The 25181-nt window shown below is 36.5% G+C and carries 27 protein-coding genes; 7 read left to right on the top strand and 20 right to left on the bottom strand.

Annotation, left to right across the window (positions count from 1 at the left end):
• Positions 1-79: 79 nt before the first annotated feature.
• Entirely contained in the window at positions 80-634 is a 555-nt protein-coding gene (locus tag ACE1MS_RS10275) for a GNAT family N-acetyltransferase (RefSeq protein ID WP_036168120.1), read from the top strand.
• A gap of 167 nt (positions 635-801) precedes the next feature.
• On the opposite strand, the gene ACE1MS_RS10270 is transcribed toward ACE1MS_RS10275, so the two are convergent.
• Positions 802-1359: a histidine phosphatase family protein gene (locus tag ACE1MS_RS10270; RefSeq protein WP_036168117.1), complete on the bottom strand. Its 558-nt coding sequence runs from the start codon at positions 1357-1359 to the stop codon at positions 802-804.
• Positions 1360-2378: 1019 nt separating this feature from the next.
• Here ACE1MS_RS10270 and ACE1MS_RS10265 point away from each other — a divergent pair.
• Positions 2379-2549, top strand: a complete 171-nt coding sequence (locus ACE1MS_RS10265) for an aspartyl-phosphate phosphatase Spo0E family protein (RefSeq protein ID WP_025117185.1) — start codon at positions 2379-2381, stop codon at positions 2547-2549.
• A gap of 165 nt (positions 2550-2714) precedes the next feature.
• The gene (locus ACE1MS_RS10260) at positions 2715-3185 is read left to right on the top strand and encodes a hypothetical protein (RefSeq protein ID WP_036161549.1); all 471 of its coding nucleotides are present in this window, start codon (positions 2715-2717) and stop codon (positions 3183-3185) included.
• Between the two features lie 108 nt (positions 3186-3293).
• Here the strand turns inward: ACE1MS_RS10260 and thrS are convergent, their stop codons facing one another.
• From thrS to ACE1MS_RS10210, 10 genes are all read right to left on the bottom strand, one after another.
• Entirely contained in the window at positions 3294-5207 is a 1914-nt protein-coding gene (gene thrS / locus ACE1MS_RS10255) for a threonine--tRNA ligase (protein ID WP_012294302.1), read from the bottom strand.
• A 555-nt stretch (positions 5208-5762) separates the two neighbouring features.
• Complete coding sequence (locus ACE1MS_RS10250) at positions 5763-6119, bottom strand: hypothetical protein (RefSeq protein WP_036161547.1); 357 nt, start codon at positions 6117-6119, stop codon at positions 5763-5765.
• Positions 6120-6711: 592 nt separating this feature from the next.
• Complete coding sequence (locus ACE1MS_RS10245; protein ID WP_036168112.1) at positions 6712-7221, bottom strand: hypothetical protein; 510 nt, start codon at positions 7219-7221, stop codon at positions 6712-6714.
• A gap of 134 nt (positions 7222-7355) precedes the next feature.
• The gene (locus ACE1MS_RS10240; RefSeq protein ID WP_031419691.1) at positions 7356-7817 is read right to left on the bottom strand and encodes a hypothetical protein; all 462 of its coding nucleotides are present in this window, start codon (positions 7815-7817) and stop codon (positions 7356-7358) included.
• Positions 7818-7868: 51 nt separating this feature from the next.
• Entirely contained in the window at positions 7869-8351 is a 483-nt protein-coding gene (locus ACE1MS_RS10235) for a GNAT family N-acetyltransferase (RefSeq protein ID WP_012294297.1), read from the bottom strand.
• Positions 8352-8365: 14 nt separating this feature from the next.
• On the bottom strand, positions 8366-8713 hold the full coding sequence (locus tag ACE1MS_RS10230; RefSeq protein ID WP_012294296.1) for a DUF3147 family protein: 348 nt from the start codon (positions 8711-8713) through the stop codon (positions 8366-8368).
• Positions 8713-9111 (bottom strand): MarR family winged helix-turn-helix transcriptional regulator, encoded by a 399-nt coding sequence (locus tag ACE1MS_RS10225; protein WP_447402935.1) that lies wholly within the window; start codon positions 9109-9111, stop codon positions 8713-8715. The genes ACE1MS_RS10230 and ACE1MS_RS10225 overlap by 1 nt, the downstream gene beginning before the upstream one ends.
• Positions 9112-9342: 231 nt before the next feature.
• Positions 9343-10320 (bottom strand): HD domain-containing protein, encoded by a 978-nt coding sequence (locus tag ACE1MS_RS10220; protein ID WP_099805185.1) that lies wholly within the window; start codon positions 10318-10320, stop codon positions 9343-9345.
• Positions 10321-10968, bottom strand: a complete 648-nt coding sequence (locus ACE1MS_RS10215; RefSeq protein ID WP_099805186.1) for a class I SAM-dependent methyltransferase — start codon at positions 10966-10968, stop codon at positions 10321-10323.
• A 257-nt stretch (positions 10969-11225) separates the two neighbouring features.
• Complete coding sequence (locus ACE1MS_RS10210) at positions 11226-11441, bottom strand: hypothetical protein (protein WP_012294292.1); 216 nt, start codon at positions 11439-11441, stop codon at positions 11226-11228.
• A gap of 295 nt (positions 11442-11736) precedes the next feature.
• Here ACE1MS_RS10210 and ACE1MS_RS10205 point away from each other — a divergent pair, with 295 nt between their 5' ends.
• Both ACE1MS_RS10205 and ACE1MS_RS10200 read left to right on the top strand, forming a co-directional pair.
• A complete protein-coding gene (locus tag ACE1MS_RS10205) occupies positions 11737-12024 on the top strand; it encodes a hypothetical protein (RefSeq protein ID WP_031419686.1) in 288 nt (95 codons plus the stop codon).
• A gap of 397 nt (positions 12025-12421) precedes the next feature.
• On the top strand, positions 12422-13075 hold the full coding sequence (locus tag ACE1MS_RS10200; protein ID WP_036168098.1) for a FusB/FusC family EF-G-binding protein: 654 nt from the start codon (positions 12422-12424) through the stop codon (positions 13073-13075).
• 238 nt (positions 13076-13313) lie between these two features.
• Here the strand turns inward: ACE1MS_RS10200 and ACE1MS_RS10195 are convergent, their stop codons facing one another.
• Together ACE1MS_RS10195 and ACE1MS_RS10190 are read right to left on the bottom strand one after the other, a co-directional pair.
• The gene (locus tag ACE1MS_RS10195; RefSeq protein ID WP_031419684.1) at positions 13314-13523 is read right to left on the bottom strand and encodes a hypothetical protein; all 210 of its coding nucleotides are present in this window, start codon (positions 13521-13523) and stop codon (positions 13314-13316) included.
• A gap of 456 nt (positions 13524-13979) precedes the next feature.
• Positions 13980-14834, bottom strand: a complete 855-nt coding sequence (locus ACE1MS_RS10190; RefSeq protein ID WP_325881994.1) for a leucine-rich repeat domain-containing protein — start codon at positions 14832-14834, stop codon at positions 13980-13982.
• 107 nt (positions 14835-14941) lie between these two features.
• On the opposite strand from ACE1MS_RS10190, the gene ACE1MS_RS10185 reads away from it, so the two are divergent.
• Positions 14942-15283, top strand: coding sequence for a hypothetical protein (locus tag ACE1MS_RS10185; RefSeq protein WP_031419681.1), 342 nt, complete (start codon positions 14942-14944; stop codon positions 15281-15283).
• A 61-nt stretch (positions 15284-15344) separates the two neighbouring features.
• Here the strand turns inward: ACE1MS_RS10185 and ACE1MS_RS10180 are convergent, their stop codons facing one another.
• Positions 15345-16358, bottom strand: a complete 1014-nt coding sequence (locus ACE1MS_RS10180; RefSeq protein ID WP_197148355.1) for a S66 family peptidase — start codon at positions 16356-16358, stop codon at positions 15345-15347.
• Between the two features lie 940 nt (positions 16359-17298).
• Here ACE1MS_RS10180 and ACE1MS_RS10175 point away from each other — a divergent pair.
• Entirely contained in the window at positions 17299-17391 is a 93-nt protein-coding gene (locus ACE1MS_RS10175) for a YjcZ family sporulation protein (RefSeq protein ID WP_080695193.1), read from the top strand.
• A 391-nt stretch (positions 17392-17782) separates the two neighbouring features.
• On the opposite strand, the gene ACE1MS_RS10170 is transcribed toward ACE1MS_RS10175, so the two are convergent.
• The 6 genes from ACE1MS_RS10170 to ACE1MS_RS10145 all read right to left on the bottom strand — a co-directional run bounded on the left by ACE1MS_RS10170 (position 17783) and on the right by ACE1MS_RS10145 (position 25111).
• Positions 17783-18019, bottom strand: coding sequence for a hypothetical protein (locus tag ACE1MS_RS10170; protein WP_012294285.1), 237 nt, complete (start codon positions 18017-18019; stop codon positions 17783-17785).
• 215 nt (positions 18020-18234) lie between these two features.
• Positions 18235-18852 (bottom strand): FMN-binding negative transcriptional regulator, encoded by a 618-nt coding sequence (locus tag ACE1MS_RS10165; protein WP_197223993.1) that lies wholly within the window; start codon positions 18850-18852, stop codon positions 18235-18237.
• Between the two features lie 527 nt (positions 18853-19379).
• Entirely contained in the window at positions 19380-19652 is a 273-nt protein-coding gene (locus ACE1MS_RS10160) for a DUF3986 family protein (RefSeq protein WP_031419674.1), read from the bottom strand.
• Between the two features lie 17 nt (positions 19653-19669).
• A complete protein-coding gene (locus ACE1MS_RS10155) occupies positions 19670-20233 on the bottom strand; it encodes a hypothetical protein (RefSeq protein WP_281486507.1) in 564 nt (187 codons plus the stop codon).
• Between the two features lie 22 nt (positions 20234-20255).
• Entirely contained in the window at positions 20256-21167 is a 912-nt protein-coding gene (locus tag ACE1MS_RS10150) for a S8 family serine peptidase (protein ID WP_281487140.1), read from the bottom strand.
• A gap of 392 nt (positions 21168-21559) precedes the next feature.
• On the bottom strand, positions 21560-25111 hold the full coding sequence (locus ACE1MS_RS10145) for an S-layer homology domain-containing protein (RefSeq protein ID WP_416277764.1): 3552 nt from the start codon (positions 25109-25111) through the stop codon (positions 21560-21562).
• Positions 25112-25181: the final 70 nt, after the last annotated feature.

Raw genomic sequence — 25181 nt, 5'->3', positions numbered from 1 at the left:
TGTAGTAGACGCTAACGTTTTGCTATCAATCTAGGGGTTGTAACAATACTTGCAGCCCTTATTAAAGGGAGAATAATACATGGAACATTATGTAAAAACATTTTTAACGGGTCAATTAATTACTTTACAGCAAATGGCCCCCGCTGATTTAGAATCATTTGTAGCCATTGAAAGTGAAACAAAATCTTTACTCCTAGCCAATGATGAAATTCCCTTTCCCCAAACTATGGAGGACCATTCCACATTCTTCCGTTCTATCAGTGGAAAAAAAGATGAATTCTTCTTTGGTATCTATGAAAAAGAGACTCAGCAATTAATTGGTTCCTGCGGTGTTTTCGCCGTTAACTGGCAAAACAGCACTTGCTCTGTAGGTATTTCAATTGGCCAGCAATGGCAAGGAAAGGGCTATGGCACGGATGCTATGAAAACACTTATTGAATTCATTTTCCAATACATGGCTATCCAAAAAATCAAGCTGCAAGTCTTTAGCTTTAATACGGCAGCTATTCGCTCCTATGAAAAATGCGGCTTTACTAAGGAAGGGCATTTACGAAAAGAAATATTCCGCTTCGGCACCTTCCATGACATATTAGTATTTGGTCTATTACGTTCTGAATGGACACAAATCAAATAGTAGCTGTTCCCCAAGGGAGATACATAAATCTTGTCTTCTTTGGGGTTCTCCTAGATTTAACGAATCGGCATAACACGTTGCCCCACAGACACATTGTTGTTTTGCCCAACTGCCTCAGTAATAGTCCTTTACGTTGGCCCTCTCAAAAAACCTTCACTGGTTGTCTGTCAGCCCTTTTGCCATACACGTTCTACCTCTACTAAAGTTAGCCCACGGAAAGATAATCGATACACATCAGGCATAGACAGCCTTTGCCAAAAATCATAACCATATTGGGCATCAAAGGATTGCATCATCAGCACCATAATATTGCCATGCGTACCAATAACTAAGCTGTCATGGGGGTGAGAAAGAATGATGGATTGTAAGCTCTGTATAGCACGCCTCATTGCCTGCTCATTAGATTCCCCACCTGCCCACGCAAAACTTGGTTCTTGCCAAACTCGTTGTATCGCTTCCTGAAAATCTTCCATCGTTCCATTGGCAAGCCGTCGTTCTTTTAGTGCATCCACTATTTTAATTGGCACATCATGATGCTTAGCAATACCCTGTACTGTTTGAATGGCTCTTTTATAAGGGCTCGAATATATCGCATCGATTCGCTGATCGTTCAATAAGGCTGTTACTCGATCCACATCCCTAATCCCTTTTAAGGATAGCGGACGGTGATACTCATCCTCTGAATAATCGGCATGTGCATGTCTCACAAAATATAATTCGGTCATTCCTGTCACCTCTATTCATCATTTGCTGAATCAAGGTAAATGAATCTTCCAAATACGCTCTTGCAATTGTAATGTAAAGGCCTCTATATAGCGTTGGCTACCTACATAAATTTCCAGTTGGGCAATCTGCCTATCGCTTCAGGAATACTATTCGGTCATAAACCTATATAATACATGCGCTTTGAGCAAATCACCTTCAAGGGATTCATCATAGTACTGCTTTTTTTTGGAAATTTTTTTCGCTATATGTAATGGCATATAATGCATCCATACGGACTCCAGCACTCATTCCTATCATTAACAGCATTTCCTCTGATGAAAATGCCTGCTTTCCATCATTTTAAAAATGGAGGGTTGGCTTCTTTTTTGTTAAAGGAAATCTTCTACATAACTAAAATGAATGGAGGTTGACTGGATATACATAATGGATGGTTCCTGTAAAAGGCTCCTCCTACTAGTGAAATAGAAAAGAAACGACAGAAGCTAGCATTTTCAGCATGCACCTCCCCACCTCATTCCACCTTCTATTATTCCATTAATTTCAAAGATTCTCAATAATTCTCCACACACAATGAAATGTCCCCATTTCTAAACAACATCAAAGCTAATTTGATAAAATGTGACAAGATACGGATAACGCCATGAATTGTTAGAAAATTCAATATCAAATAACAACTTTTTTCATAGTATAAATGGTTTAAGCCCCATCTTTTTCACACTTAATTTTTTCTAAATAAAAACATGAAAATAACCCCAATAACTTCTTATTTAGGGTCATAATACTTAGCTAATATTTAATAAATGGTTTTTTATCAGAAACTATTTTACTATTAGGTAAAAATAGTTTGTTTTTTACTTTGCAGGATGAAGGTCCCTATCTGTGACTAAATTACGAATTTGATTTACGATACACAATATGACATTTTTTTTAATATAAGTGATATACAATGAAAAAGTTGAATCGAGGTCATAGGGAATTAATTTTATGAATAAGGATAAAAAATTAGGAGGAAAATATCTTGGTAAACTTATTACTTAAACAATTCTTGAAGGCGGAAATTGAGATCAAACGTAGAATTATGTATAAAAAAGCAAAGGATCTTGGTTTCACTCACCCGGCTGTAGTAGATTACAGTCAAGAATTGGACGTCCTACTAAATAGATATTTAAAACAAGCACAAGCTTCCTAATCATAACGAGGCATATAATAGAAGAAAGTATAGATATGGGTAAAGCCAAACCTACATTATTCTGGCTGGTTTTATCTTTGCATCATGCTAGCACAACCTCTCTTATGTATAGATCCAAAAAAAGTAGGCGATGTTTTGGATAAGAAGACATTTGGAGGTTGAATAATGCATGTATTCATCTTAACTTTTATGGTTGTTTCCAAAATATTATTGCCACCCCAACATTCAGTAGACCTTACGGCACCCACACTTTGCACACCAACTGAAATAAATACACTATATCAATATCCAAACAACCAATTTCAATCGTTTCGTGATGAGGACGAATTTTATCAGCAACTAAATCGTACAATTTACGAGGAATATCCCCATGCTTCATGGAATATTCGGCAAAAAATAGCCTATAGAGATATAGCGGAGGCGATGGAAAGCTTTTATTTAAAAACCAATAGTAAACAAGAAACAATAGACCTCTCTCAACATACTTTTGTTCATCCCAATCGACAAGTTTATTTTTTAGCATCTTTTCAGCACAATACCGATGAGACCTATCGAAAATTTCTAATCATCGACGCTGAAACACAAACCGTTTTACTTGGTCAATCCCAATTCCAAGAGAGGACCAAGGACCTTTAATTCATTGTATGCATCGCATCTAGATTCTAGTAGTCATTTCAAAAAAATAGAAATTATTTTTTTAAAAGCTTGCTCTGAATAGTAAATCTATTCAAAGCAAGCTTTCTTTTATAAGCTCTTTTGTTTGATGGCTTCTGTTATTTCTTTCATTAATTGTGATACTGTATATTCAACAGAGGCTTGTTGTCCGTGTCTACGGACGGAGACGTTTTGATTGGCCGTCTCCCGATCACCGATAACAATGATATAGGGTATTTTATGCAATTGTGCCTCCCGAATCTTTTTACCGAGCTTTTCCTGACGATCGTCAATTTGCACCCTAATTTGCTCATGTTGCAGGGCTTTTACTACTTGTATGGCATAGTCTTGATGTGCATCCGCTACTGCAATGACTTGCACTTGTTGCGGTGCAAGCCAAATGGGGAACGCCCCTCCAAAGTGCTCAATGAGAATACCAAGGAAACGATCAATGGAACCAAACACCGCACGATGGATGACAATCGGTCGAACTTTTTCATTGTGTTCATTAATGTATGTTAAATCGAATTTCTCAGGTAGCTGGAAATCGAGTTGTACTGTGGCACACTGATGACTTCGTTGAATAGCATCTTTAATATGGATGTCGATTTTAGGTCCGTAAAAAGCGCCATCCCCCTCATTAATTGTATAGTCGATGCCTAAATTTAACAGAACATTTTCAAGCGCCTCTTCTGCCTGATCCCATAGCGCCAATTCTCCCATATAGTCATCTGGACGTGTCGATAATTCAACCGTGTATTGGAAACCAAATACGTCGTACACCTCATCAATTATGTTTAGTGCCAATGCAATTTCATCCTCAATTTGCTGAGGTGTAGCAAAGATATGTGCATCATCCTGACAAAATGACCTAACACGTAACAATCCATTCAGCGCTCCGCTAAATTCATGTCGATGCACTTGCCCGAATTCCGCCATTCGTATCGGTAAATCTCTGTAAGAATGTAGGTTATTTTTAAAGATTAGCATATGTCCTGGGCAGTTCATTGGCTTTAAGGCAAAGCTTTGATTATCCACCTGCGTAAAGTACATATTGTCTTTATAATGATCCCAATGACCTGACTGTTCCCATAAACGCTGATTCATCATTAGAGGTGTTCGTACTTCCTGGTAGTCATATTTTGCTTGTAAATTTCGTAAATAGGATTCCAGCTCATTACGTAAAATTTGACCGTTTGCTAAATAAAAGGGCATTCCCGGTGCTTCCTCTGAAAACATAAACAATGACAGCTCTTTGCCCAGTTTACGGTGATTTCGCTTTTCAGCTTCCTCTAAAAACACGAAGTATTTTTGCAGTTCCTCTTTTGTAGCAAAGGCAACCCCATAAATACGTTGTAGCATCTGATTGTTGCTATCGCCTCGCCAGTATGCACCCGAAACATGCATTAATTGGAAGTGTTGTAATTTCCCCGTAGATGGAACATGGGAACCTCGACATAAGTCATAAAATTCCCCCTGCTCATAAATTGTCACGGTTTCATCGGCGGGAATAGACTCCAACAGTTCCAGCTTTAACGCATCATGAGCAAATAGCTTCTTGGCTTCATTCCGTGAAACCTCTCGTCGCTTGATCTGCACATTTTCCCGCACAATTTGTTTCATCGTTTTCTCAATCTGTTGTAAATCACTCGGTGTCAGTGTATCCGCAATGTCAATATCATAATAAAAGCCGTTTTCAATCACGGGTCCTACCCCAAACCGTGCATGGGGGTATAGCCGTTTGACAGCCTGTGCTAACAAATGGGCCGTTGAATGACGAATAACCTCAATCCCTTCCTTAGAGCTTGCATCATACAATGTAATTTGAGCATCTTCCATAATCGGGCGCGTCAAATCAACGATGGTTCCATTAACACTCCCCGCGACTGCCTTTTTGCGAAGCTCAGGACGAATCGCTTGGGCAATTTCGGTAAGTGTCACGCCTTTTGTAAATGCTTGCTGTTGACCATCTGGAAATTGAATGTGAATAACTTGATTTGACATGTTCTCGACTCCTTTAATTTTTATCAATTTTGCTCTGGCGTCATAGAAGTCCTGTTTGTGCTCACACAATTCGAAATTCTATGGACCTACCCGAGACACGATCCTCATTCAGCTTTAGAATGGGAATCAAAATAAAAAAAACACATATCCGCCCCTGCATAGGGACGAGTATGTGTTCATTACCCGTGGTTCCACCCAAATTCCCACTAGTAAATAGACTAGTGGCTCATTGATTTTGCTGTAACGTTGCAAAAGACGGTGCAAGTTTCCAAGCACAGCTCCAAGGTAGTAAGAAGGGATCACAACATTAGGAAGCTTGCAGCGAATGCCTCCCTCTCTGAAAATGGTTAATCGATTCTCTTGTCCTCATCATTGCCCATTTCATTTTTGCATGAAATTGTTAATTACTATAACGAATACAGTTTTTTTTGTCAAACATAGAAATAAATAATTATCCATTTGTTCTGGTCGATTATATACCATGGCACATCATGCACAATAAACCTATGGCATAGGAAACATGCCTGTTAATCAATAGTGTATTATTATTAGTCATTAATGATTTTTTATTTCTAAAGTCTCACTTTCAGATTGCCATTGCATATGAATAATTGGCGTAGCATTCTGCTTAAAAAACCTCTCACTTTCTTTTTTCGTAAAGGAATAATACCCCTCTTTATTCAACTGCACATCCACTATATCTTGGGATTCCTTTTCCCCTTCAATGGTGATTTGTAATGGTCCTAAATCAGCCTTATCTTCAAGATAATATAAGCGTAATCCTTGATCAGAATTACTATGGTAGATCGCTTTCCAATGATCACTTTTGGCGATATAATGAACTTCCTTTTCAGGGCTCTGACAGGCTGTTAACAGAAGTACTAGAATCATTGGCATTATCCATTTTTTCATTTTATATTCCCCCTCACAATGCATGGTAACAGTCAATCCAGTTGGTTTTTTATCCTTGTACTCTGTAAAGATAAAGCTGAGTCCTTGTATGTCATTGACTAATGGAGGGTCACTACATATCTAATACTTTCTTACCCATCTGAGCTAATCGCTCCTGTGTGACAACATTCGTAGGGAGGGTCTAAAAATAGCCCTAAAAAATGGCGATTTAGTCTTTGACGAATAGCTTGATCGGAATCTTGCTACTAATCCCAGTCAATCAATAGCTGTATGAGCGAGCATAGAAAACCGTATAAATTCGGTCTCCCACTTCCTGCGATGTAAAACAGGATTATATTCACGAAATCCTACTGGTTCAACACATAATTGATTGTATTTTTCTGATTTGATCATACTAAAAATCATCTCTAAATAAGTGTCATCGAAGCCCTATTTTTGCACCGATTCCTTACATTTCGTTCACCTATATCCTTCTCCATCCTACAAGGCCCTCTTCTTTTTATACGTTATTCCCATCATATAGTTCCATAATCAGCCTAATTTTACTTTTTAGCACTAAAAAAAGCTACCAAACTGGATAGCTTTTCTCAGGTTAATTAATGACAACATCATTGTTCCAGCTAGTGGAATCTGATAATTGATATGTAATCATATTGGCTGTGACGGCAAGGATAACACCAGCTCTAGATGATCTATGGGAAATTTCAGGATTTTCTAATACGAGAACTGCATACCCCTCACCTCGCCCTTGCTCATCGATTGCATTGGATGCATGAATCTCAAAGGTAGAGTAAGACTGATTTTTTGTTGCATAAAGTAGTCTCTCCTCACGATACATACCATTCTCCTTTAGATTATAGCTAACAGGCATCCATCCTTCAGACCACTCAACACTGCCTAGGATTTGACGTTTCCTACTAGCAAGTTTACCGATAGAATACGTAAAATATATTTTCATTATGGCTTGATCTAATTCATTTTTCCCTTCTGAGGTGGCTGTTACTTCAAGCATAATTTCATTCCTCGAAAACTTCTTCATAAACACTAAAGCCACAGTGATAACACAGATAAATAGTACTATACCCATTATGAGAATTGCCATTAGGTCCCTCCTAGTATCACGATTGCTGTTCCTATAATATTACCATGTTTTAGGAGGAGTAAGTGGTTTTCATCAAACAATCTTAGAAAATGACACACGCATAAGCGATAAGACAAAATTAGCGTTTAATCTATCTATTGGCCTCGGAGTTCCGCTGTTAGGGTAAAAGGTATTTGTAAATATTCATATTGAATCTTTACCTTCTCAATGTCGGCTGCTTTGACTTGAACAGCGTAATACTGTGGCTGCTTGCCAATTGCTTGTTGATCTATGTATGCACGAGGTAAAATTTTTACTTGCGTTAATTTATGAAATGACATATTTGTATTTCCCTCAAGCTTTGTTTCGACCTCAAATGGTTCAGACTTACTAATGATAAGCTCCGCGCTGTCAGGAAGTTTGTCACCGACAAGTAGTTGCTTAAGCTTAATTTCACGTAATCCTTTATTTTCTATCGCAATGACCTTTACCGCTTCGTCGCCCTGTTTACTTGTGTAACTCTGAATGACAAGTGGTGGATTACTCTTAAGATAAATTAGAAATGCTGCGCCAACCAAAAGCACACTTAGAAATAATGCAAATACTATTTTTTTCATACTTTCCCTCTCTTTCCACTTTTTCAGTATAACAAAAAACAACCGGACTTTTTACAAGTCCAGTTGTTTTTGTAGTCGTAGCTCATCTCGTATTGGAATGCCTTCATTGCCGATAAGTGGGATGGAGGATTTATAGGCTCTTGCTTTTTCCACCGCATTAGGTAATACTTCGATAAAGTAATATCCCCGTTTTTGATAGAATTTTAGCGCCGGTAGATTATCATTCGTTGTAATAAGCGTCATGCTTGTACAACCGTGATCCAAAGCTATCTGTTCTACTGCTTGGAGAAGCCCGGAACCGATACCTTTGCCTTCTACTAGACTATCGAGGGAAATGATTTCACAGTCTTGCTTACGAATCACGTAAGTAATAAGCCCTATCACCTCTTGACGGTCATTTACATAAGCAAAGCCCTCTAACTGGCTACAGTCATAAACCCCACTAGAAATGACCATTTCTGTAGTTCCCCAATGTTCCTTAAAAAAATGAAGTACATTTTGTTGTGGTAATTGTTGAATATCAATGATTGTCATGTCTGAATTCCTCGTTAAATGGAAATATGAAAAACCCCTGCAATGGCCTTTTGAATGCCCAAGAAAACCGCCCAGGAAAGTATACCTAAACCAATAGCGAAGACAATATGAATAGAGGATTTCATCGCCATGTAAATAACAAACAGCATGCACATCGTTGCTGGCAAACCAACTATAACACCAACTGTAAAACGCTGAATATGCTCACTCGATTCACTTTGCACCGTCAGCCAAATAATACTTAAAATGCTCACTAAAGGTAATGCCGCAATAATCCCCCCATAGGATGGAAATCTTCGAGCCACTTCTGTGACTACACCAATAATTGCTGCTGAGCTAAGAATTTTAAATAACGTGTACATTATTTCGCCACCTCACTTAAACGTCGGAATGCCTGTAGGATGGCTTGTTGTTCCTGTTCTGATAGCTGATTAAGGGCATGCTTTAGCTTTTCTTCATCTAATTCTGAGTTTTTCTTCAGCACTTGTAAGCCCTCGACTGTCAAATGAAGAATTACCTTACGTTGATCGTAGCTCGCACGTTCTTTCGACACCCAGCCATGTCGCTCTAGTTTTTTCACATGCTCTGACGCTGTATTAGGAGAAATATTCAGTAACCCTGCAATATCGCGTACTGTTACCTCTTCTTCCTTTTGAATCATCTGTAAAATCCGCACGCTTTGGTGAGAAATCACATCTTCATGTGTTGTATGTAGATGATAAAAGATCGTAGTAAAATACTCATTTATATTTGTAATCATATTGGAACCCCTTCTATATATCGTCAAATACGATTATATCGTATGATACGATATAATAAAAGTACTTCCTATAAAGTTTATATTTTCAGATAGTTTGCTAGAGCAAAAATGCCAGTGAAATACGTACGCTTGCTGTCTATGCTGTGTTTGTCGATGTTCGCCTAACAAGCAAAAGGAGCTATCCTATGATAGCCCCTTTTGTATGAATTACCTTAGCCTATCTGTCATAGACTAACCATTGATGATTCTCACATAAACACCCTTCTCAAACTTTTTATTCGCCCAGGTGTTCACTTCTTTTACATAGTCTGATAAATCGCTCGCCTTATACAATTGCTGGTATTGATATACACTTGGATCAATCAAACGTACTTTTTGTCGGCCATGGATATCATAGTTCTCTACATCCTCAATCACTTCTACCTTTTCATGAAGCTGTAGTAATAAACGTTGAATATCTTCATCATTTGATGCTTTCAATTGCTCCCATACTGCTGCATCATCTTTTTGAAAATCGACCATGGATAGAATGCCTTTCGCTACTGCGAGCTGTAGGACATGTGCTAGCTTATTAGTTGCATAAATATTGATTGGTTCCATAAAAAAATCTATAACTTCTTGATAATACGTTTTTACAAACCATTCTGCACTATCGATCGTTTTCACACATAGCTTCCCCTGATATACAAATACATCCTGTAAAAATCGTTGGATATCTTTAAATGAGGCTTGTCCGTAGTGAAACATATCTCGTAATGTATAATCTACTCGATCTGCACATAGTTCTGGTGCTGGCTGCTCAAGCAAAGACCATTTCGTTAGATTACATAAAATTTTCTCCATATTATAACCGTATTTGCTAAGGATTCCTGGAATTGCAGAAGGCTGGATAACATCTAGCAATAACGTATCATGATAATCTTCTTCTGCATTTTCAAGGACCGCATCTACTACATGTGAAAAAGCAGTATGAGAAACATCATGCAACAACCCTGCAATTTGTTCCTCCAGCGTACCTCCAAATCGTCTAATCAGCAGCATAACACCTATTGAATGCTCGTATCTCGTAATGGCCCATTGACGATTCACCAAATAGCCAGCTCCAGCTTGATGAATTCCTTTTAATCGTTGAACAGGCGCTGACTGAATAAGTTCCTCTAGCACACCATCTATTTCGAATTCTCCATATAAAACGTCTTGAATGAGCATTTATCTCTCTACCTCTGCATAGTTCGATATGACAAAAACACCACCACAATGGGAGATTGGGTAAAATTGTAGCTGACAGCAATTCTCCAACCTAGTTTTTAACTCCTCATGAACAAAATAAAACTCATCATCATCCCAATAGCCTTTACTATCCTGACGGCACTGTTCTAGCTGCTCTCTTGTTTGAAAGGCAACATCGCCAATTAAAATTTTACCATCGGGTGTTAGTTGCTGTAATAATTGTGTAATATACGTAACCTTCTGCTCATCAGTAAAATGGTGTAGGGCATACGTACTAACAATTGCATCATATTGATAGTTCATCAATGTTACAGGTAGACCCTTCGATAAATCCCATTCGATTAAGTTAGCCTGTGGCATTTTTGCCTGTGCAATAGCCATCATCTTCGAAGAAAAATCAAGACCATAGATCATGTGCCCATGGTCATAAAGCTTAGCTGTTAAAACACCTGTCCCAAAGCCAATATCTAATACAGTCGAAGCTGGGACTTGCATCACCTCATTAAAAATTTTATTTAAAATATCTTTATAGCCTGCAAATGGGTATTGCTGATTTTCCTCACTAAGTTGAACGGTTTGATCATAACCATCAGCCCATAGATCAAAACCTTGTTGATTTAATAGCATAGTGCCTCCTAAATTGAATAAATTCTCCAAGCATTGTTTCGTTGACGATTCATTTTCTGTGTCATCACAATTCCTCCTTTATAAACCAATTCATTCCATTATAGCAATCATTTATTTACCGAACAATTCAGAAAATAAATAATGCCATTTGCCATATGATAATGGTCAATATTATTATAATTTAATGAAAACAGGAAAAGCCCAGACCATAAATTTAATGGAAGGTCTGGGCTTTCTATTACATAAACTTTTAAAATTTATGATAAATCATAAGTTCTCTTAATAGTACCTGGTAATTTCGCTCCAATGGTAAATCCATTTAAAGTTACACCTAAAGTGTAAAATCCGTCTGTTTCAATCGTTGCAGAAGATGCACTTGGTGTGTTACTTATTGTTGATTTTCCTTTTCCTGATTGAGTCCATGTCCAAGCACTTACTCCATAAATATCAGCTACGATATTAGTTTTCTTCAATATTATTATACTTTTGTTGAGTTTCTCTAAGCCCCTGTTCTGCTGTGCATACTTCTTCCTGTATTACTGGCTCCTGCGCTTTAACACTCTGTGCGGATGTAAAACTTATACTGAAAATGACCCTACTGCTACTAATAATGTTACCATTCTCATTTTCCTTCTATTAACTTGAATTACACATATAAAAATAAGATTTATTGGAAAATACTCCAATTAATATTCCCAAAAAATACCATATTCCAATTTTTTAAGTTATAATTATTAGGTGGTGAAACTATAAAAAGGAGGTGGCTAAATGCAAGTTACAAATAAAAAGGGGTTATTATGGATTAGCATTATCATGACCTTATTGTCCATTTTCTTTGTATCTTATGGTACCAATAAATTTGGAGCCCCTTTTCAATTTATAAGTTACATCGGTGAGAATGAGTTATCATCTGTATTTTCTTTATTTACCAAAAACGGTATTACTTCAATTCAATTTAATATACTTTATTTCTTTATAGATGTTACACTTATTTACTTTATTCTTTTTTATGGTAGAAACATAATTAGTTTATTAAAAATAAGCAAACAATCCTAAATTTCTCTTAAGAAGCTCTAGACTTCAAATCCAACGGGCTGTTATATAGATTATGAGCATAATATGTTAATGAAGTAAGTTTCAAAGGCAATTGGGTCATATATGTTTAAATACTTACCACCACTTCACTGGTCATTTGACTATTGAAAATCAAGCGTAACATTTGATAAAATTAAAAAATCAAGATAATTCACTTGTTAGACTAAAAATAAAAAACTTATATAAATCAAAATCCTTAAGGGAGGGATCGAAATGTCCGCATTCACTTGTAATGCATGCTCTAGAACGGCTTCTGAGGTCCAAGAGGTCTAAATGAAGTTATATCCATAACAGAAATTGAATGATCTCTTAGGCCAAATGCTTTTAAAATTAGCCTATACAACAGGAGAGATTTCAAATGGAAAAACAAACTATTCAGCCGTTCTTAACGGTCGCAAACTATCACTTACTGGAACAGCAATTAAGTAAAATTTTACATGCCCTTACCACAACGAAGGACAAAAGTGTCATTCTTGCAGTACGGGGGCTTGTCGAAACGGAAATTACTACCAAATTAGAGTTATCCACTGAGGAAACACAGCTTGTTGAACAACTTTTCACCGTCACAGATCGTGCGCAGGGCGATGCCTTGTTAGAGCAGTTAAAGGCCTATGTCATACCGTTTAAGCCAGTGACAGCTAGTACGCTCAAATCATTGTTTAAAAAGGAGAAAAAGCTGAAGCTACCTAATTTAGATGAACTTGATTTTCAACAAATTTGTTACCTAGCATGGGATGATGTTGGGACACATCGAAAATACGTTGTCCTCGAACAAGACGACAAACTACAAGGGATTAAAGGTATATTTTCCAACAATACTGTTCGCGGTATTTGCGCCATCTGTAATCGTCATTCAGATGTTGGCTTATTTACGACTTCCATTAAAGGGCAAGTAGTGGGTACATTTACTAACCATAGTAATTATATTTGTGCAGATAGCCAAACATGTAATGAGCATGTATCAGATATGAATAGAACGCGCGAATTTTTCCAACGAATAACCCATAAATAATTGAAACAAGGGCGGGAATGTTGTGTAGGCAACATTTCTGCCTTTTTAATGACTAGCGCAATTTGACTCTTGTATTCCTCTCCCACATCCTGCCTGGAAAAACTTCAGAAATAATTTCAGACACAAAAAATCACCTCCTCTATAAAGGAACTATAGGAGGAAGGTGATTTAAATCAAACTCATATAAAATTATTATACTATAGGTCACATAAAGCTTTATTAAGTATCGACACTACGTTTAGCGTGACTCTTTTGGTGGCTGGCATACATCACATTTTCGTTGATGTTTATTTTTAAATTTAGTAAATGTTTTTTCAAAGTTACTTCCACATGCACATTTGAATAGTAACTTTTGAGAAAATCCGTGATATTCTGTCGTTAGCAACTTACTTTCCGAATTGTTCTCAACAAATTCTTTAATTTTACCAATCGTCCAACGTTTATTCATTTTCTTACACCTCCATACTGTCTCGTTCTGCGGAGGCTTTTCTTGGCATCCGTTCAAGGTCTTAATTAACTTAAGCTCCTCATTATAACATGAGCTGGCATACAAAAAATAGATGGAAGCTATCTTATTCAACGTTCGTATTGGTCTATATGTTCTTTTTTGGACTAGCTAAAATGATTGAAGCTAGATGTAGTGATGGAAGATAGCAAAAAGAATTAACGGATTCGAGCCTTACGGAATCCATCAAATATATTGATGGCTACAGATAAAATAAATATGATGATTCCCCCGCCTAACTACCCATATTTCAAATTGCTTCGTTGTTGTGGTAAATAATTTACTCATATGAGTTATAAACTCTTGGTTCATTACATTCGGATTACTTATGATCACAATATAGACAACGGTTGTTAAAAGTTCAAGAGCAGCATTCACGGAAATCGAACTATCCCCCTTCTACAAATAAACGATACAGCCTCTTGCCTCTAATTCATCTAACCAGCTTGGGATCTTTAATTCATGATTCCACCTTAAATCTAGTCGTTCTAAGCTTTCCATTGCCAATAATGACTCCGGTAATTCCTTTAAATCATTACTTCTTACATCTAATTCCAATAGATTTTTCAAATGACCTATCGATTCAGGTAACGTACTTAATTTATTATGTCTTACATTTAACCGTCTTAATGTTAAACATTTGTGTAAGGAATCAGGCATTTTCTGTAATTGATTGTCTTCTAAATCTAAAACCCGTAATAATGCTAGTTCTCCGATCTTTTCAGGCAATATAGTTATTTTATTTTTTTTCAAATGTAATTCTCTTAAATTCGTTAATCTACTCAAACCTTCTGGCAACTCCGTTAATCGATTATTCATTATTCGCAGTTCTACCAGTTTATTTAAATTCCCTATTTCCTCTGGTAGTTCACTCAACAAATTATCACTTACGTTTAAATATCTTACTTTTGTAAGCTGGCCGATTTCTGGAGGAATCGATTGCAATTGATTATTATGAAAATACAAATAGTCCTCCATATTCACTAAATGACCAATTTCAGGAGGAATGAGGTCAATATGATTATGCCCTGCATCTAACATTCTCAGATTCTTTAAGTTCGTGATTTCTGCTGGCAATTTGTTAATTTTATTGACTGAAATATTCAGTATTTCCATACTCGTCATATCAAATATTTCTGTAGGTATTTTTCTTAAGTCGTTATCAAAAAGATTTAATTCCTTTATTTCTTTTATTTGAGATTCCTCTACAACAGGTAGTTTTTTTAAATTCATCTGTGCTAAGTTAATTTTCATCTTCATCTTCTCCATAATTTAATTTTGAAGCTAATGTAATGAGAGTTTTGGACGATAATAGGATATGTATGGTAAATACTAAAAAATTAGGAAGGTGGAAACATTTTATGATGACATCGAGAAATTCAGCAACTATGCAATATTTAATGACTCGCAGATCTTATAAATATGGTCTCACACAACAAAAACAAAACAACCAAAACAATAACGACATTAACCGTACTTCTAAAGAGAAAGAGAGAATCAATAATGTCAATAAAATTATTGAAGGCAGCAAAACCTCTAAACTCACAACAAAACAAATTGAAACACTTAAAAATGCGGCTAAGGATGGTTTGTTGGGCTCTAGTATAAATAAATTAGGTCCATTAGGGAAACATAATCTCCAAAATATATTATCAAAATCAACGTACATCTCCACACAAAAAGCTTATCGTAATTCCATCTAAGCACCATAACCATACAAACACCCTCTACTCTTTTAGAGGGTGTTTGTACACTGAGGAAAACTTATATAAAGTGTTGGTAAATGGTGCCTTTACCATTATATGAATCTATTTCTGCATAAGCTCCGTTAATCAAAGTGATTTGTGGTGGCACATGACCACAGTCCATGTCATAGATAATAGGAATTTGTAGTTCTTTCGAAAGTTCTTGATACACATCTTCAATTGTGTAATTTCCAACCGATGTATTAGCAGCACTTCTACCAAACATCATACCTGAACAATTAGTAAACCATCCAGCTAATTTCATTTGTACAAGAGACCTGCGTAAATCAGTTGTGGATAATTCACAGTTTTCAAAGAACCATACAATAGATTCACCTTGTATATGCGTTTCTTGAAAGCTTTGAACATTACCGAATTTCGTTCCAATTAGATGTCTGATGGTATCGATACATCCACCAAGTAGCCGCCCTTGTATGTTCACCCTATGATCTGATGTAGTTTGCCATTTCGTTTTTTCGGTAAAATTAAAAACATAAGGCGTGGGGTTATCAAACTGCCATTCCTTTTGATATTGATTGGACGAATGCTGTAGTATGGATTCCCCCTTTTTTAAGGATAAAACTGACTGCCACATAGCGGTTGTATCATCAGAATACTCTCCTCTTAAATCTACTAAGTTCGTACCATGTGCGGTAGCGATACCAGTTGTTAAAGTCATTGCCAACAATAAAAGACTAACATCTGAGTACCCTAATATCCATTTAGTTTGAATATTAGAGAAGTCAATATATTCCAGTATTTCAATAAGAAGCTCCCCACCCCATGGTGGAATAATGATGTCGATCTCATCATTAGACATCATATTATTAAACTCTTCTGCTCGTTTTATAGCAGGGGCAGATTTTGCCTTATCCTGAGTCCAAGCAGTTTCTCCACAAACAACCTTATACCCTTTATTTTCCATACGCATACAGGCTGTTTTCAATAAATCATGAAGTTCAACGGGAACACCAGAGGAAGGTGCTGTCACTCCAATGGTGATGTCCTCTTTTAATAATGGATATTTCATCATATGCCCCCCTTTATTTTGTATCATTTTAACATAAGTGCGAGATTTTCAAAGAAAATTATAGAGATGTACAATCCTTTCATTTCAAATAACACTCATGTAATTCATATCTCCAAAGCCTTGTGCTGAATGTAGTTCACCTTTTAACATCAATATAATTACATCCAGCTATCAATACTCTGCGAACCAGCTATTCTTTATTTTTAATGCTAGCATGATATCCACAGACCAGTGCTTGCGTTTCATTATTATAAATGATGGATTGATTTCAACAGAAAGTGTGCCCGCAAGTGTATTCAAAAAAAGGTAGTATTATCTTCATTAGCGACACTTTCCAGTAAAGCTTTGATGGATACAATAGTAGTATGCCCACAACGTTCAACCTGTGAAGTAGGCGTTTGATTGTCAATTTACTTAATAAATGCTGTTTCTGAGTAACAAACTTCAGTAGCAGATTTCCATATAAACTCTTCGTTTAAATCTTTATGAATTACTATGCTGCTCTATTTTCACCAAACTTTTTATCTATCAAAGCATCAACTATAACAGGTATATTTCCCTTTTTGAATGAATGTTGCCTTTATGTTAGCAATCATATCCCTATAAGATTAGGCTCCATGTACAGTCTTATTTCCTCGGTAATTTGTTTATCCGCCACTATTTCAACATCTAATGATGTATATTTCCCTTATGTATTAGGTTCCTTCCCTAGGAAATAAGAAAAAAATTTCCCGGGTAAGCGCAGAAATTGACATAATCGATTCATATTCCAGCACTAAGCGACCGATTTCAGCAATCTTCTATTTACTTAACATACATACGATCCTAGTCAACATACTATCATGACTAATTTTTTCAAAAAAAAGGGATTGATATTAGATGAATAGCATCTCTCCCATCTCTAGCTTTACATATTCTAGATGATAGAGGGGAGGGATTTATTATGGGTACCAACTATGGCAAACATGATAATTTATCATTCGCACTAATCATTGTCCTATTCATACTTTTAATGATTGTCGGCACAAGGCGCTAGTGATATTCATTAATTTAACGTCTTATGTTGACAATAACAAAAAGTCTCCCAATTACCTTCCTTCTTCGAATTAAAATAACATGCTTATCTACTTCCATTACTACATTTACCATAAAAGGGTCGCCACTAAAAATGGACCCTTTTTTTAATGTTCATTGCTCACAGCTCAACTGTCTGGGAATTCAAATACCTATGACCTGATGTTTCTCTAAAAGGAACTCGCAATTACACTTATAGTATTAGGTCCATCCATCATTGAACTGCTTTGTTTTGTTTGTTTATTTATATACTCCCCAGATTTATGTCGCAAACTTATGAGGTGGCTCATCATTAGAGGATGCTTTAATAAATTAGAATGATTATTTTCACTCTATCTTCTTTCTAAATACTGTTAACCAATTGCTATAAAATGTTCATCTGGCGCATTCTCTTTACTAATTGTTCTCCATAAATGCGGATAGAACCGTTCAACTCCTCTTTCAGTATCACCACTTGCTAAGTTTAGGCAATGGAACGTATTAGTTTCTCTATTAAACGCAATTTCTCCATCCAACTCATCACTTTCGCGACTATACCTGTAAACAATTTGTTGTTCATCATCAATCATTTTTTTAAGTTTCCACCACATACTTACACCCCTTTTGCACTTTATCTTGCCTCTATTCTACATATAAATTAATTTATGAGGTCGCTTTCAATATACAATGGCTCCGTTTTTTAAATCAGCTAAATAATTTTAATAATTAATAGGACAGCCTTTTTGATTATTAATCGATGAAATCACTAATTAAAAGTAATTTTAAAGGCAGGAACGTTCTTAATACCTCGTTTCTGCCCTTTGTTTTAGTCATGTCTGTTTTTCTTCATTGCTTCAGCCACTGCAGAAGCATGTGGGTCGCCTTCTTTATATAGCTCTTTTATAATATTTGCGTAATCCGTATTATTTCGATTTTGACTTAATTTATAGGCAGCCTGAACCTCTTCTACTTTGATTTTAAATCCTTTTATTCCTTTTATTTCTTTTTGTAACATGATAGGAGAAAGCTTTTCCCACAAGACAGGATTCTCACGAAATTTTTCATATTTTTCAAGTAATTTTGTTAAGTCCTGTTCTAATTCCGTTCCATCTATCATACTTGCTTTTCCATAAATATGAACGGATTGATAATTCCATGTGGGGACATTTTCTTGCTCATACCATGACGAAGAAATATAAGCATGTGGACCATTAAATATAGTTAAAATTTGATCCGTATTCTCGAAAGCTTTCCATAAAGGATTGCCGTAGGCTAAGTGACCCGTGAGGTAATAGTCATCCTGATCTTGATTAAGCAGCAATGGGACATGAGATGCAATAGGTCTCCCCTTACTTATCGCCACAATTGTTGCAAATGAATTCATGTTAATAAATTCATTAATTTCTTTCATATCTGTTATTTTATAATATTTTGGAATAAACATATAAACCCCTCCTATTAAAAATCTTTGGACCATCCTACCATTGCCCTCTAGTCCCATTCCTATTAACATTTTCATAATAATTATCCATACTAATTAAATCACAACATCACAGTATAAAGACTTCACCATCACTTATGTTAGGTAGCTCTACTCTATAGTTCATTGACAAATTTCTCTTCAAATTTTATTTTACTAAAGGTAAGTTGCTTTGGGTATGCTCGTACCTAAGTTACCTAAAATAAAAGCCATTATTTCTTTTAACGAAGAAATAATGGCTTTCCTCACCTTTATGTGTATGTAGCAAAGGTTGAGGCAATTTACTGTTTATAATGTATGTTCATTTAACTATCAAAAAACCAATGTTTTCTTATAATCCAAGGCTATAACAATTGTGGCTAAAAAACGACCGATTCTCTTAATGCTGTCACCTCTAGCTGTCCTGTTAAAAAATTCAAAAGACATTAAAGAAGCGTTGGTTTGGAGAACATAACATATCCAAAAAGAAAGCATCCTCCTTAACCAAAATATTAGATTAATCCCTCTTCTAGCAAAAATTCTTTAAATAACTTACTAGATTTCTCATAGGTTAAATCCACTTCTTTGATTTCATATTCCCGAACCATATAGCCAAAGTGAGTATCAAACAAATCATAGTTATTTTTCATTGTCATATTATAAAATGTAGAATTGAAAAATAAACACCATTTATCCAAGTTTTCCACCTTTAAAAATATTCCTTCTAAATCAAAACCATTATCGTAAAATCCTACATGTAAATGTTGATTTTCCTCAAAGTTCATCATATATACCCCTTTATTTAAAATATAACATGATGCTCTTTCATGTCTGGTTCAACATGGTAGTGTAATTTATAATCGCCACCAGTTTTTATAGGGTAGTAATCTAATCTAAAAATCGGCGCTCCACCCTTTTTCTTTCTTACCTGAATAATTCTTCCGCCACCACCTGGACCATCTATTACATAATCATCTGCATAATCTAGCGCTTTTTTTACATATGGTTTCGCAATTGCCCAACCTTTTTGCATGCCTTCTTTACCAACTTTTGAAGTTAATAATCTAAGTGCACCAGCAACCACAGGAACCCACTGTGCTTGAACAGTATATTCTTCAAGATTTACATCTTGTCCTGTTAAAACTAAATATTCTTCCATTTCATTAAAAGTAATGTCATTTACTAAGAAAGAAAAATCATATTCAAAATTTTCCAAACTAACTTCAGATACATCTACCCCTGTATCTTGCTTTACTTTTTCGGCCAATTCTTCAGTATTTTCTTGTGCATAGACATTAGAAAAACTAAAAGTGGAAATGACCAAAGTTAATACTAAAAAACTTGATAGTAACTTTTTAAAATTCAATTTAATTCCCTCCTAATTATTATTACGGGAATAATATATCACTATCAAACGCCTTTAAACAACCATTTTTGGTAAATTTATATAAAATTTCATTAAATTGTAATATTCTTCCCCCTTCATCAGGGTAACCTTCACTATTTAACTTTTCAATATAAAGAGCTAGCATACCTGCCATATAAGCAGATGCCATGGATGTTCCGCTAGAAATAAGAGGTTCCCCTTTTAAAGAAACACTTTTTATAAACTGACCTGGAAGAAGTATGTTAACACCTCTGCCTAAAGTTGTACCTCTCCAAATATCCCCATCTTTAGCTAATGCACCTACACCTATTACGTTTTTATACTTAGCAGGATATAATACTTCCGATTTCTCTTGTAAACCAAAATTTCCTACAGAAGACACAACAAATATTTCTTTTCTTATCGCTTTATTAATAACTTTTTTTAATTCTTCATTACCACTCGGACTCCCTAATGGTAATAAAATTATATCTACATCCTGTTTTATTAACCAATTAATACCCAAAACTATGTTATCAATTTCACCCTCCATTTTATTATCCAGAGCCTTAACAACAAATAATTCCGAATCAGGAATTATACCGAACTCTTTATCTTTTAGTATGCCAGCTATGTGAGTACCGTGACCATGATCATCATAATAATTACTTTTCTTACTAAGAATATTGATTCCATTTGTAACTTCAATAAAATTTGAAACCCCAGTATCAATCAGACCCACCTTTATACCCTTACCATAAACATTATACTTCTCTCTAATATTATCTATTTTTAAATAATTATATGCCCAGTTCTCTTTTAAAAATTGATCACTTCTATATGTAAATTCTTTTTCATTATTACTATGGAATCCAGATAAAAACGAGGCAGATATCAGAAGACTTAGTACCACTAAAAATTTCCTAATTACCATAAAATACAATTCATTCCCATCCTTATAAATATTATCAATGTATATAATATCATATTTTTACATTTTTTATGAATACTATAACAAAGAGAGGGGGTACCATTTATTTGGACGATCATAGATTTTAATGTTCAAAATAGCCAACTATCCAAAAATCAGATAGCCGGCTATTCATCTTTAGTAGGTATAAGGTTTAAAAGTCCGCATACTTACTCTATCTCCCTTTCTGCATTGGAGAAATAAGTATGTTCTATGTAGATTTCTATGAAAGCTTATTCATAATGCTAGAACTCTTCATGTTGTATAACTGATTTTCTACTGGTATGCATGAACAAAAAAAGAAACTACACATGTTACGTCGGCTTTAGCGCATACCGTGCATGTGTAGTTTCTTTTTATGGTTTGATTATTCCTTTTGTAGCAGCTGCTTCAATTTCTTCAATGGCCCAATGTGTAGAAGGGACATCACTAAATGTAGACGTTGTGATTCCTTTTAAAGCCGGTCGTTCAAATAATTGGTTGAGTACTTTTACGGCTTGTGCCCTTGTTAAGGAACCGTTTGGATTAAATGTCGTTTCACTATTCCCCGTCATAATTCCCCATGTACTTACTTGTTCGATTGCATTTGCAGCCCAATGATTGGACAAAACGTCTGTAAATGATTGGCGATTTCCAGAGACATGGCAAATTGCTTTTGATGGATATTGTGCACATAGACTTTCGGTCCAATGCGCCACTACATTAGCCATTTCTGCGCGTGTAATCGTGCCATTTGGATTGAATGTCGTTTCTGTTGCACCTTTAAATAAGCCTACTTGCTTCACAAATTCAATCGCATCTTTTGAAGGATGATTGGCTGTATCCTTAAATGAAATATCAGTCGTTGATGGAATATTACCATTTGTTAAGAAACGCGCTAGCATCATTGCCATTTGTGCACGTGTTACTGATGCATTTGGCATAAATGTGCCATCTGGGTATCCCTGAATATAAGGTGCTAATCGATTCACTTCCATCGCTTCATGAACTTTTGAGGCATAGACTAAGCTAAATGTAGAGAAATGGTCTATTTCAAACTGGAACCCTTTCACGCCTGTTTCAAATTCCACTATACGCCCTTGTTTTACTTCCGTGGTAGCGTCACTATGCTCTATATAAACGACTAATGTAGCCAATTGTTCATTTGTTAGCTTAGCTGAAATTGGTAACGTAATCGTTACGGGGCGATTGTTTAGATTCGTTTCAATTATCATGGGTGTTCCTAATAATGAAACTACTGCTCCGTCGGGCATTGCTTGTTGGATTTGTTTATTTTGTAGTGCATTCGTATGAATCACTTCATGCTGTTGTGCCTTGACGGGCGCAATGCGGAAGAATACATCTTCTGTCACGCCATCGAATGATGTAGATGGCACCTTCAAATGTGCTAGCGCTGTTTGCATGAAAAAATTGGTTTTTTGATTGTTTAAAAATAATCCTGCATGTCTTGAAAGTTTCAAATAAGCCTCTGCCTTAGAAGTTTCTGCTGGGTATATGAGACGAATTGTTTGCGCATCTTGATTCGTCATTTGTTGTACTAGCATTTGCGCATCATCCAATAAAACGTTTGCTCGATACTTCACAATACCTTGTTCAACAGAACGAATAATGTCTATGGTACGTATTGACTTCGGTTCCACAGGATTTACTGGCTGTGGAGTCGTTGGCTCACTTGGTGTAGGTGTAGGCTTTTTCACTGTAATTGTTGCCGTCTCGGATAACGTACCATAGGTTGCTGTTACCGTCACCGTTCCTGGTGCGATGGCTGTGAGTTCGTTATTTTTCATAATGGCGATGGATGGATCGCTTACCGTAAATGCTGTATTTACCGTTTGGTCTTGATTGCTCCCATCTGACAGGTGTTCTACTACCTGGAATTTTTGCGTATCTCCTACTATTAAGTGACCCGTTTTTGGTGATAGAACAAGGCCCGTTGTTGTGACTGGTGATGCATTCACCGTAATCGTTGCCGTCTCGGATGACGTACCATAGGTTGCTGTTACCGTCACCGTTCCTGGTGCGATGGCTGTGAGTTCGTTATTTTTCATCGTGGCGATGGATGGATCGCTTACCGTAAATGCTGTATTTACCGTTTGGTCTTGATTGCTCCCATCTGACAGGTGTTCTACTACCTGGAATTTTTGCGTATCTCCTACTGTTAAGTGACCCGTTTTTGGTGATAGAACAAGGCCCGTTGTTGTAACTGGTGGTATATTCACCGTAATCGTTGCAACGGTTTCATTGCCCGCCGTATCGCGTGCATATACGGAATATATACCACTCTTGATGACTTCGAACGTTAATTCATCAATAATGTCCGCTCCTCCACCTGAAGCAAAGAAAGCAATTGGCAGCTCTCCCTCTGCCCAGCGGACAGCATTCAATGTATTGCCTTGAGTTGTTCCCTCCGTCTCAACTTCAACATCAACTAACACCGTTTTATTGGTAGGTGTTACAAAGGAGGGTGTTAATGTTAATTTGGGTGCTTGCTTGAATATGTTCGACACCTTGATTGTGGATTGATTAAAATTACTTGCAGTATCCTCTACATAAACTGTATATACACCATTTTTAGGAACAAAAAATGTATTCGTGAATGGTGTTCCTTCACCTGCTTGAAAATAAGCAGGACTTTGTAGCCCCTCCGCCCAAAGCTGTTTACTGATTGCCACATTGTCCACTGCTGTAGCATTTATTGCAATATCCTTATTGGTAACAGCGGTTGTACTTGCCGTGAGTGACACATCTGGTTCTAGACGATCAATATTGGAGACAATGACTGATAGGAGTGTCTCATTCCCAGCATGATCTTGAGCATAGACGGTGTATGGGCCATTGACGTTCGCTGTAAAGCTATGAGTAAATTCAGTACCACCAGTAGTGAAATAACTCTCTGCGTGAGTACCGGCTGCCCATTTTAGTACCTTTACTCCACTAATCGTATCTGTTGAATTCACCTGTACTGTTACATTTTGATTGGTTGCTTGGTTAGGCGTCAGTGTATGTAAAAGATTTGGGCTGCTGTTGTCGTATATAACTGATGAGCCATCTGTTGTGGTCGTAAGCTCAGTGCTTGGAATCCCTTTATCTGAGAATACAACAGCAGACACTGATAAATCTCCTTCGTCCACAGCATTCGTTAACTCAAGAGATGCTGTCCAGTCTGTTCCCGCTCCTGAAGGCGTTAACTCTATCCCAGCAATTTTCAAAACAGGGACTGCAATCGGCATATCTGTTTGTAAGAAAACCGTTACCTCATCACCCTTTTTGGCATATACAGGATGGCCATTATTAGATGAAATCTTTAGTGATTTCACTAATGGAGTGACCCGATCAATCGTATACTTGGAAAAGCTATGATTAATCGTCTGTGTCCAACCATCGTTAAAGTCAACAAGGGCGGCCCACTCCGCATTAGATGGAATGTTGACGGCGTTAGTTGTGGTTAGTATATCTACGCCATTAACGGAATACTGAAAAATCGTATTGCCAATTGCGTGTTGATTTGTGCTTTCAACCTGAAAAGAATTTATTGTTGCCCAGGTAGCGGTTGCCGGAATACTCATGGCATTGTTTGTTTGAGTTATTTTACCGAAGTTACTATAGGTAAACTCTTCATTCCAACTATTACGGTTCCAACCGTTATCAAAATAGTTCGAGGGAGTAACCCAATCAGCATTAGTTGGCGGCGTAGAGCTTTGCTGTACTACACCATTAAGGCTAAATGTGTATTCGGTTACAGTACCGGTGTATGTATTATTGGTAACTGTTTGGTAACTACTCATAACTGTCCCCTCGAGGGTAGCTGCACTAACTTGAGTTGGATTGAATAATGTTGCAAACGATCCCATTATTGGCAAAAGGAATAGGACTATTGCTAATGTGGAGAAAACGCCTCTTTTTTTCATGGAATTACCCTTCTTTCTCTCTTTTATTTCTATCTGGCCCCACAGGCTGACTTCATTCGATGCCTTATTG

The sequence above is a fragment of the Lysinibacillus sp. fkY74-1 genome (assembly GCF_053165895.1).
This window is presented reverse-complemented; position numbering and strand designations above follow the sequence as displayed.

What these genes read in the sequence shown, in the direction of transcription:
- ACE1MS_RS10275 (WP_036168120.1), top strand. Translation starts at nt 80, where the DNA reads ATGGAACATTATGTAAAAACATTTTTAACGGGTCAATTAATTACTTTA.
- ACE1MS_RS10270 (WP_036168117.1), bottom strand. Translation starts at nt 1,359, where the DNA reads ATGACCGAATTATATTTTGTGAGACATGCACATGCCGATTATTCAGAG.
- ACE1MS_RS10260 (WP_036161549.1), top strand. Translation starts at nt 2,715, where the DNA reads ATGCATGTATTCATCTTAACTTTTATGGTTGTTTCCAAAATATTATTG.
- thrS (WP_012294302.1), bottom strand. Translation starts at nt 5,207, where the DNA reads ATGTCAAATCAAGTTATTCACATTCAATTTCCAGATGGTCAACAGCAA.
- ACE1MS_RS10250 (WP_036161547.1), bottom strand. Translation starts at nt 6,119, where the DNA reads ATGAAAAAATGGATAATGCCAATGATTCTAGTACTTCTGTTAACAGCC.
- ACE1MS_RS10245 (WP_036168112.1), bottom strand. Translation starts at nt 7,221, where the DNA reads ATGGCAATTCTCATAATGGGTATAGTACTATTTATCTGTGTTATCACT.
- ACE1MS_RS10240 (WP_031419691.1), bottom strand. Translation starts at nt 7,817, where the DNA reads ATGAAAAAAATAGTATTTGCATTATTTCTAAGTGTGCTTTTGGTTGGC.
- ACE1MS_RS10235 (WP_012294297.1), bottom strand. Translation starts at nt 8,351, where the DNA reads ATGACAATCATTGATATTCAACAATTACCACAACAAAATGTACTTCAT.
- ACE1MS_RS10230 (WP_012294296.1), bottom strand. Translation starts at nt 8,713, where the DNA reads ATGTACACGTTATTTAAAATTCTTAGCTCAGCAGCAATTATTGGTGTA.
- ACE1MS_RS10225 (WP_447402935.1), bottom strand. Translation starts at nt 9,111, where the DNA reads ATGATTACAAATATAAATGAGTATTTTACTACGATCTTTTATCATCTA.
- ACE1MS_RS10220 (WP_099805185.1), bottom strand. Translation starts at nt 10,320, where the DNA reads ATGCTCATTCAAGACGTTTTATATGGAGAATTCGAAATAGATGGTGTG.
- ACE1MS_RS10215 (WP_099805186.1), bottom strand. Translation starts at nt 10,968, where the DNA reads ATGCTATTAAATCAACAAGGTTTTGATCTATGGGCTGATGGTTATGAT.
- ACE1MS_RS10205 (WP_031419686.1), top strand. Translation starts at nt 11,737, where the DNA reads ATGCAAGTTACAAATAAAAAGGGGTTATTATGGATTAGCATTATCATG.
- ACE1MS_RS10200 (WP_036168098.1), top strand. Translation starts at nt 12,422, where the DNA reads ATGGAAAAACAAACTATTCAGCCGTTCTTAACGGTCGCAAACTATCAC.
- ACE1MS_RS10195 (WP_031419684.1), bottom strand. Translation starts at nt 13,523, where the DNA reads ATGAATAAACGTTGGACGATTGGTAAAATTAAAGAATTTGTTGAGAAC.
- ACE1MS_RS10190 (WP_325881994.1), bottom strand. Translation starts at nt 14,834, where the DNA reads ATGAAAATTAACTTAGCACAGATGAATTTAAAAAAACTACCTGTTGTA.
- ACE1MS_RS10185 (WP_031419681.1), top strand. Translation starts at nt 14,942, where the DNA reads ATGATGACATCGAGAAATTCAGCAACTATGCAATATTTAATGACTCGC.
- ACE1MS_RS10180 (WP_197148355.1), bottom strand. Translation starts at nt 16,358, where the DNA reads ATGATGAAATATCCATTATTAAAAGAGGACATCACCATTGGAGTGACA.
- ACE1MS_RS10175 (WP_080695193.1), top strand. Translation starts at nt 17,299, where the DNA reads ATGGGTACCAACTATGGCAAACATGATAATTTATCATTCGCACTAATC.
- ACE1MS_RS10170 (WP_012294285.1), bottom strand. Translation starts at nt 18,019, where the DNA reads ATGTGGTGGAAACTTAAAAAAATGATTGATGATGAACAACAAATTGTT.
- ACE1MS_RS10165 (WP_197223993.1), bottom strand. Translation starts at nt 18,852, where the DNA reads ATGTTTATTCCAAAATATTATAAAATAACAGATATGAAAGAAATTAAT.
- ACE1MS_RS10160 (WP_031419674.1), bottom strand. Translation starts at nt 19,652, where the DNA reads ATGAACTTTGAGGAAAATCAACATTTACATGTAGGATTTTACGATAAT.
- ACE1MS_RS10150 (WP_281487140.1), bottom strand. Translation starts at nt 21,167, where the DNA reads ATGGTAATTAGGAAATTTTTAGTGGTACTAAGTCTTCTGATATCTGCC.
- ACE1MS_RS10145 (WP_416277764.1), bottom strand. Translation starts at nt 25,111, where the DNA reads ATGAAAAAAAGAGGCGTTTTCTCCACATTAGCAATAGTCCTATTCCTT.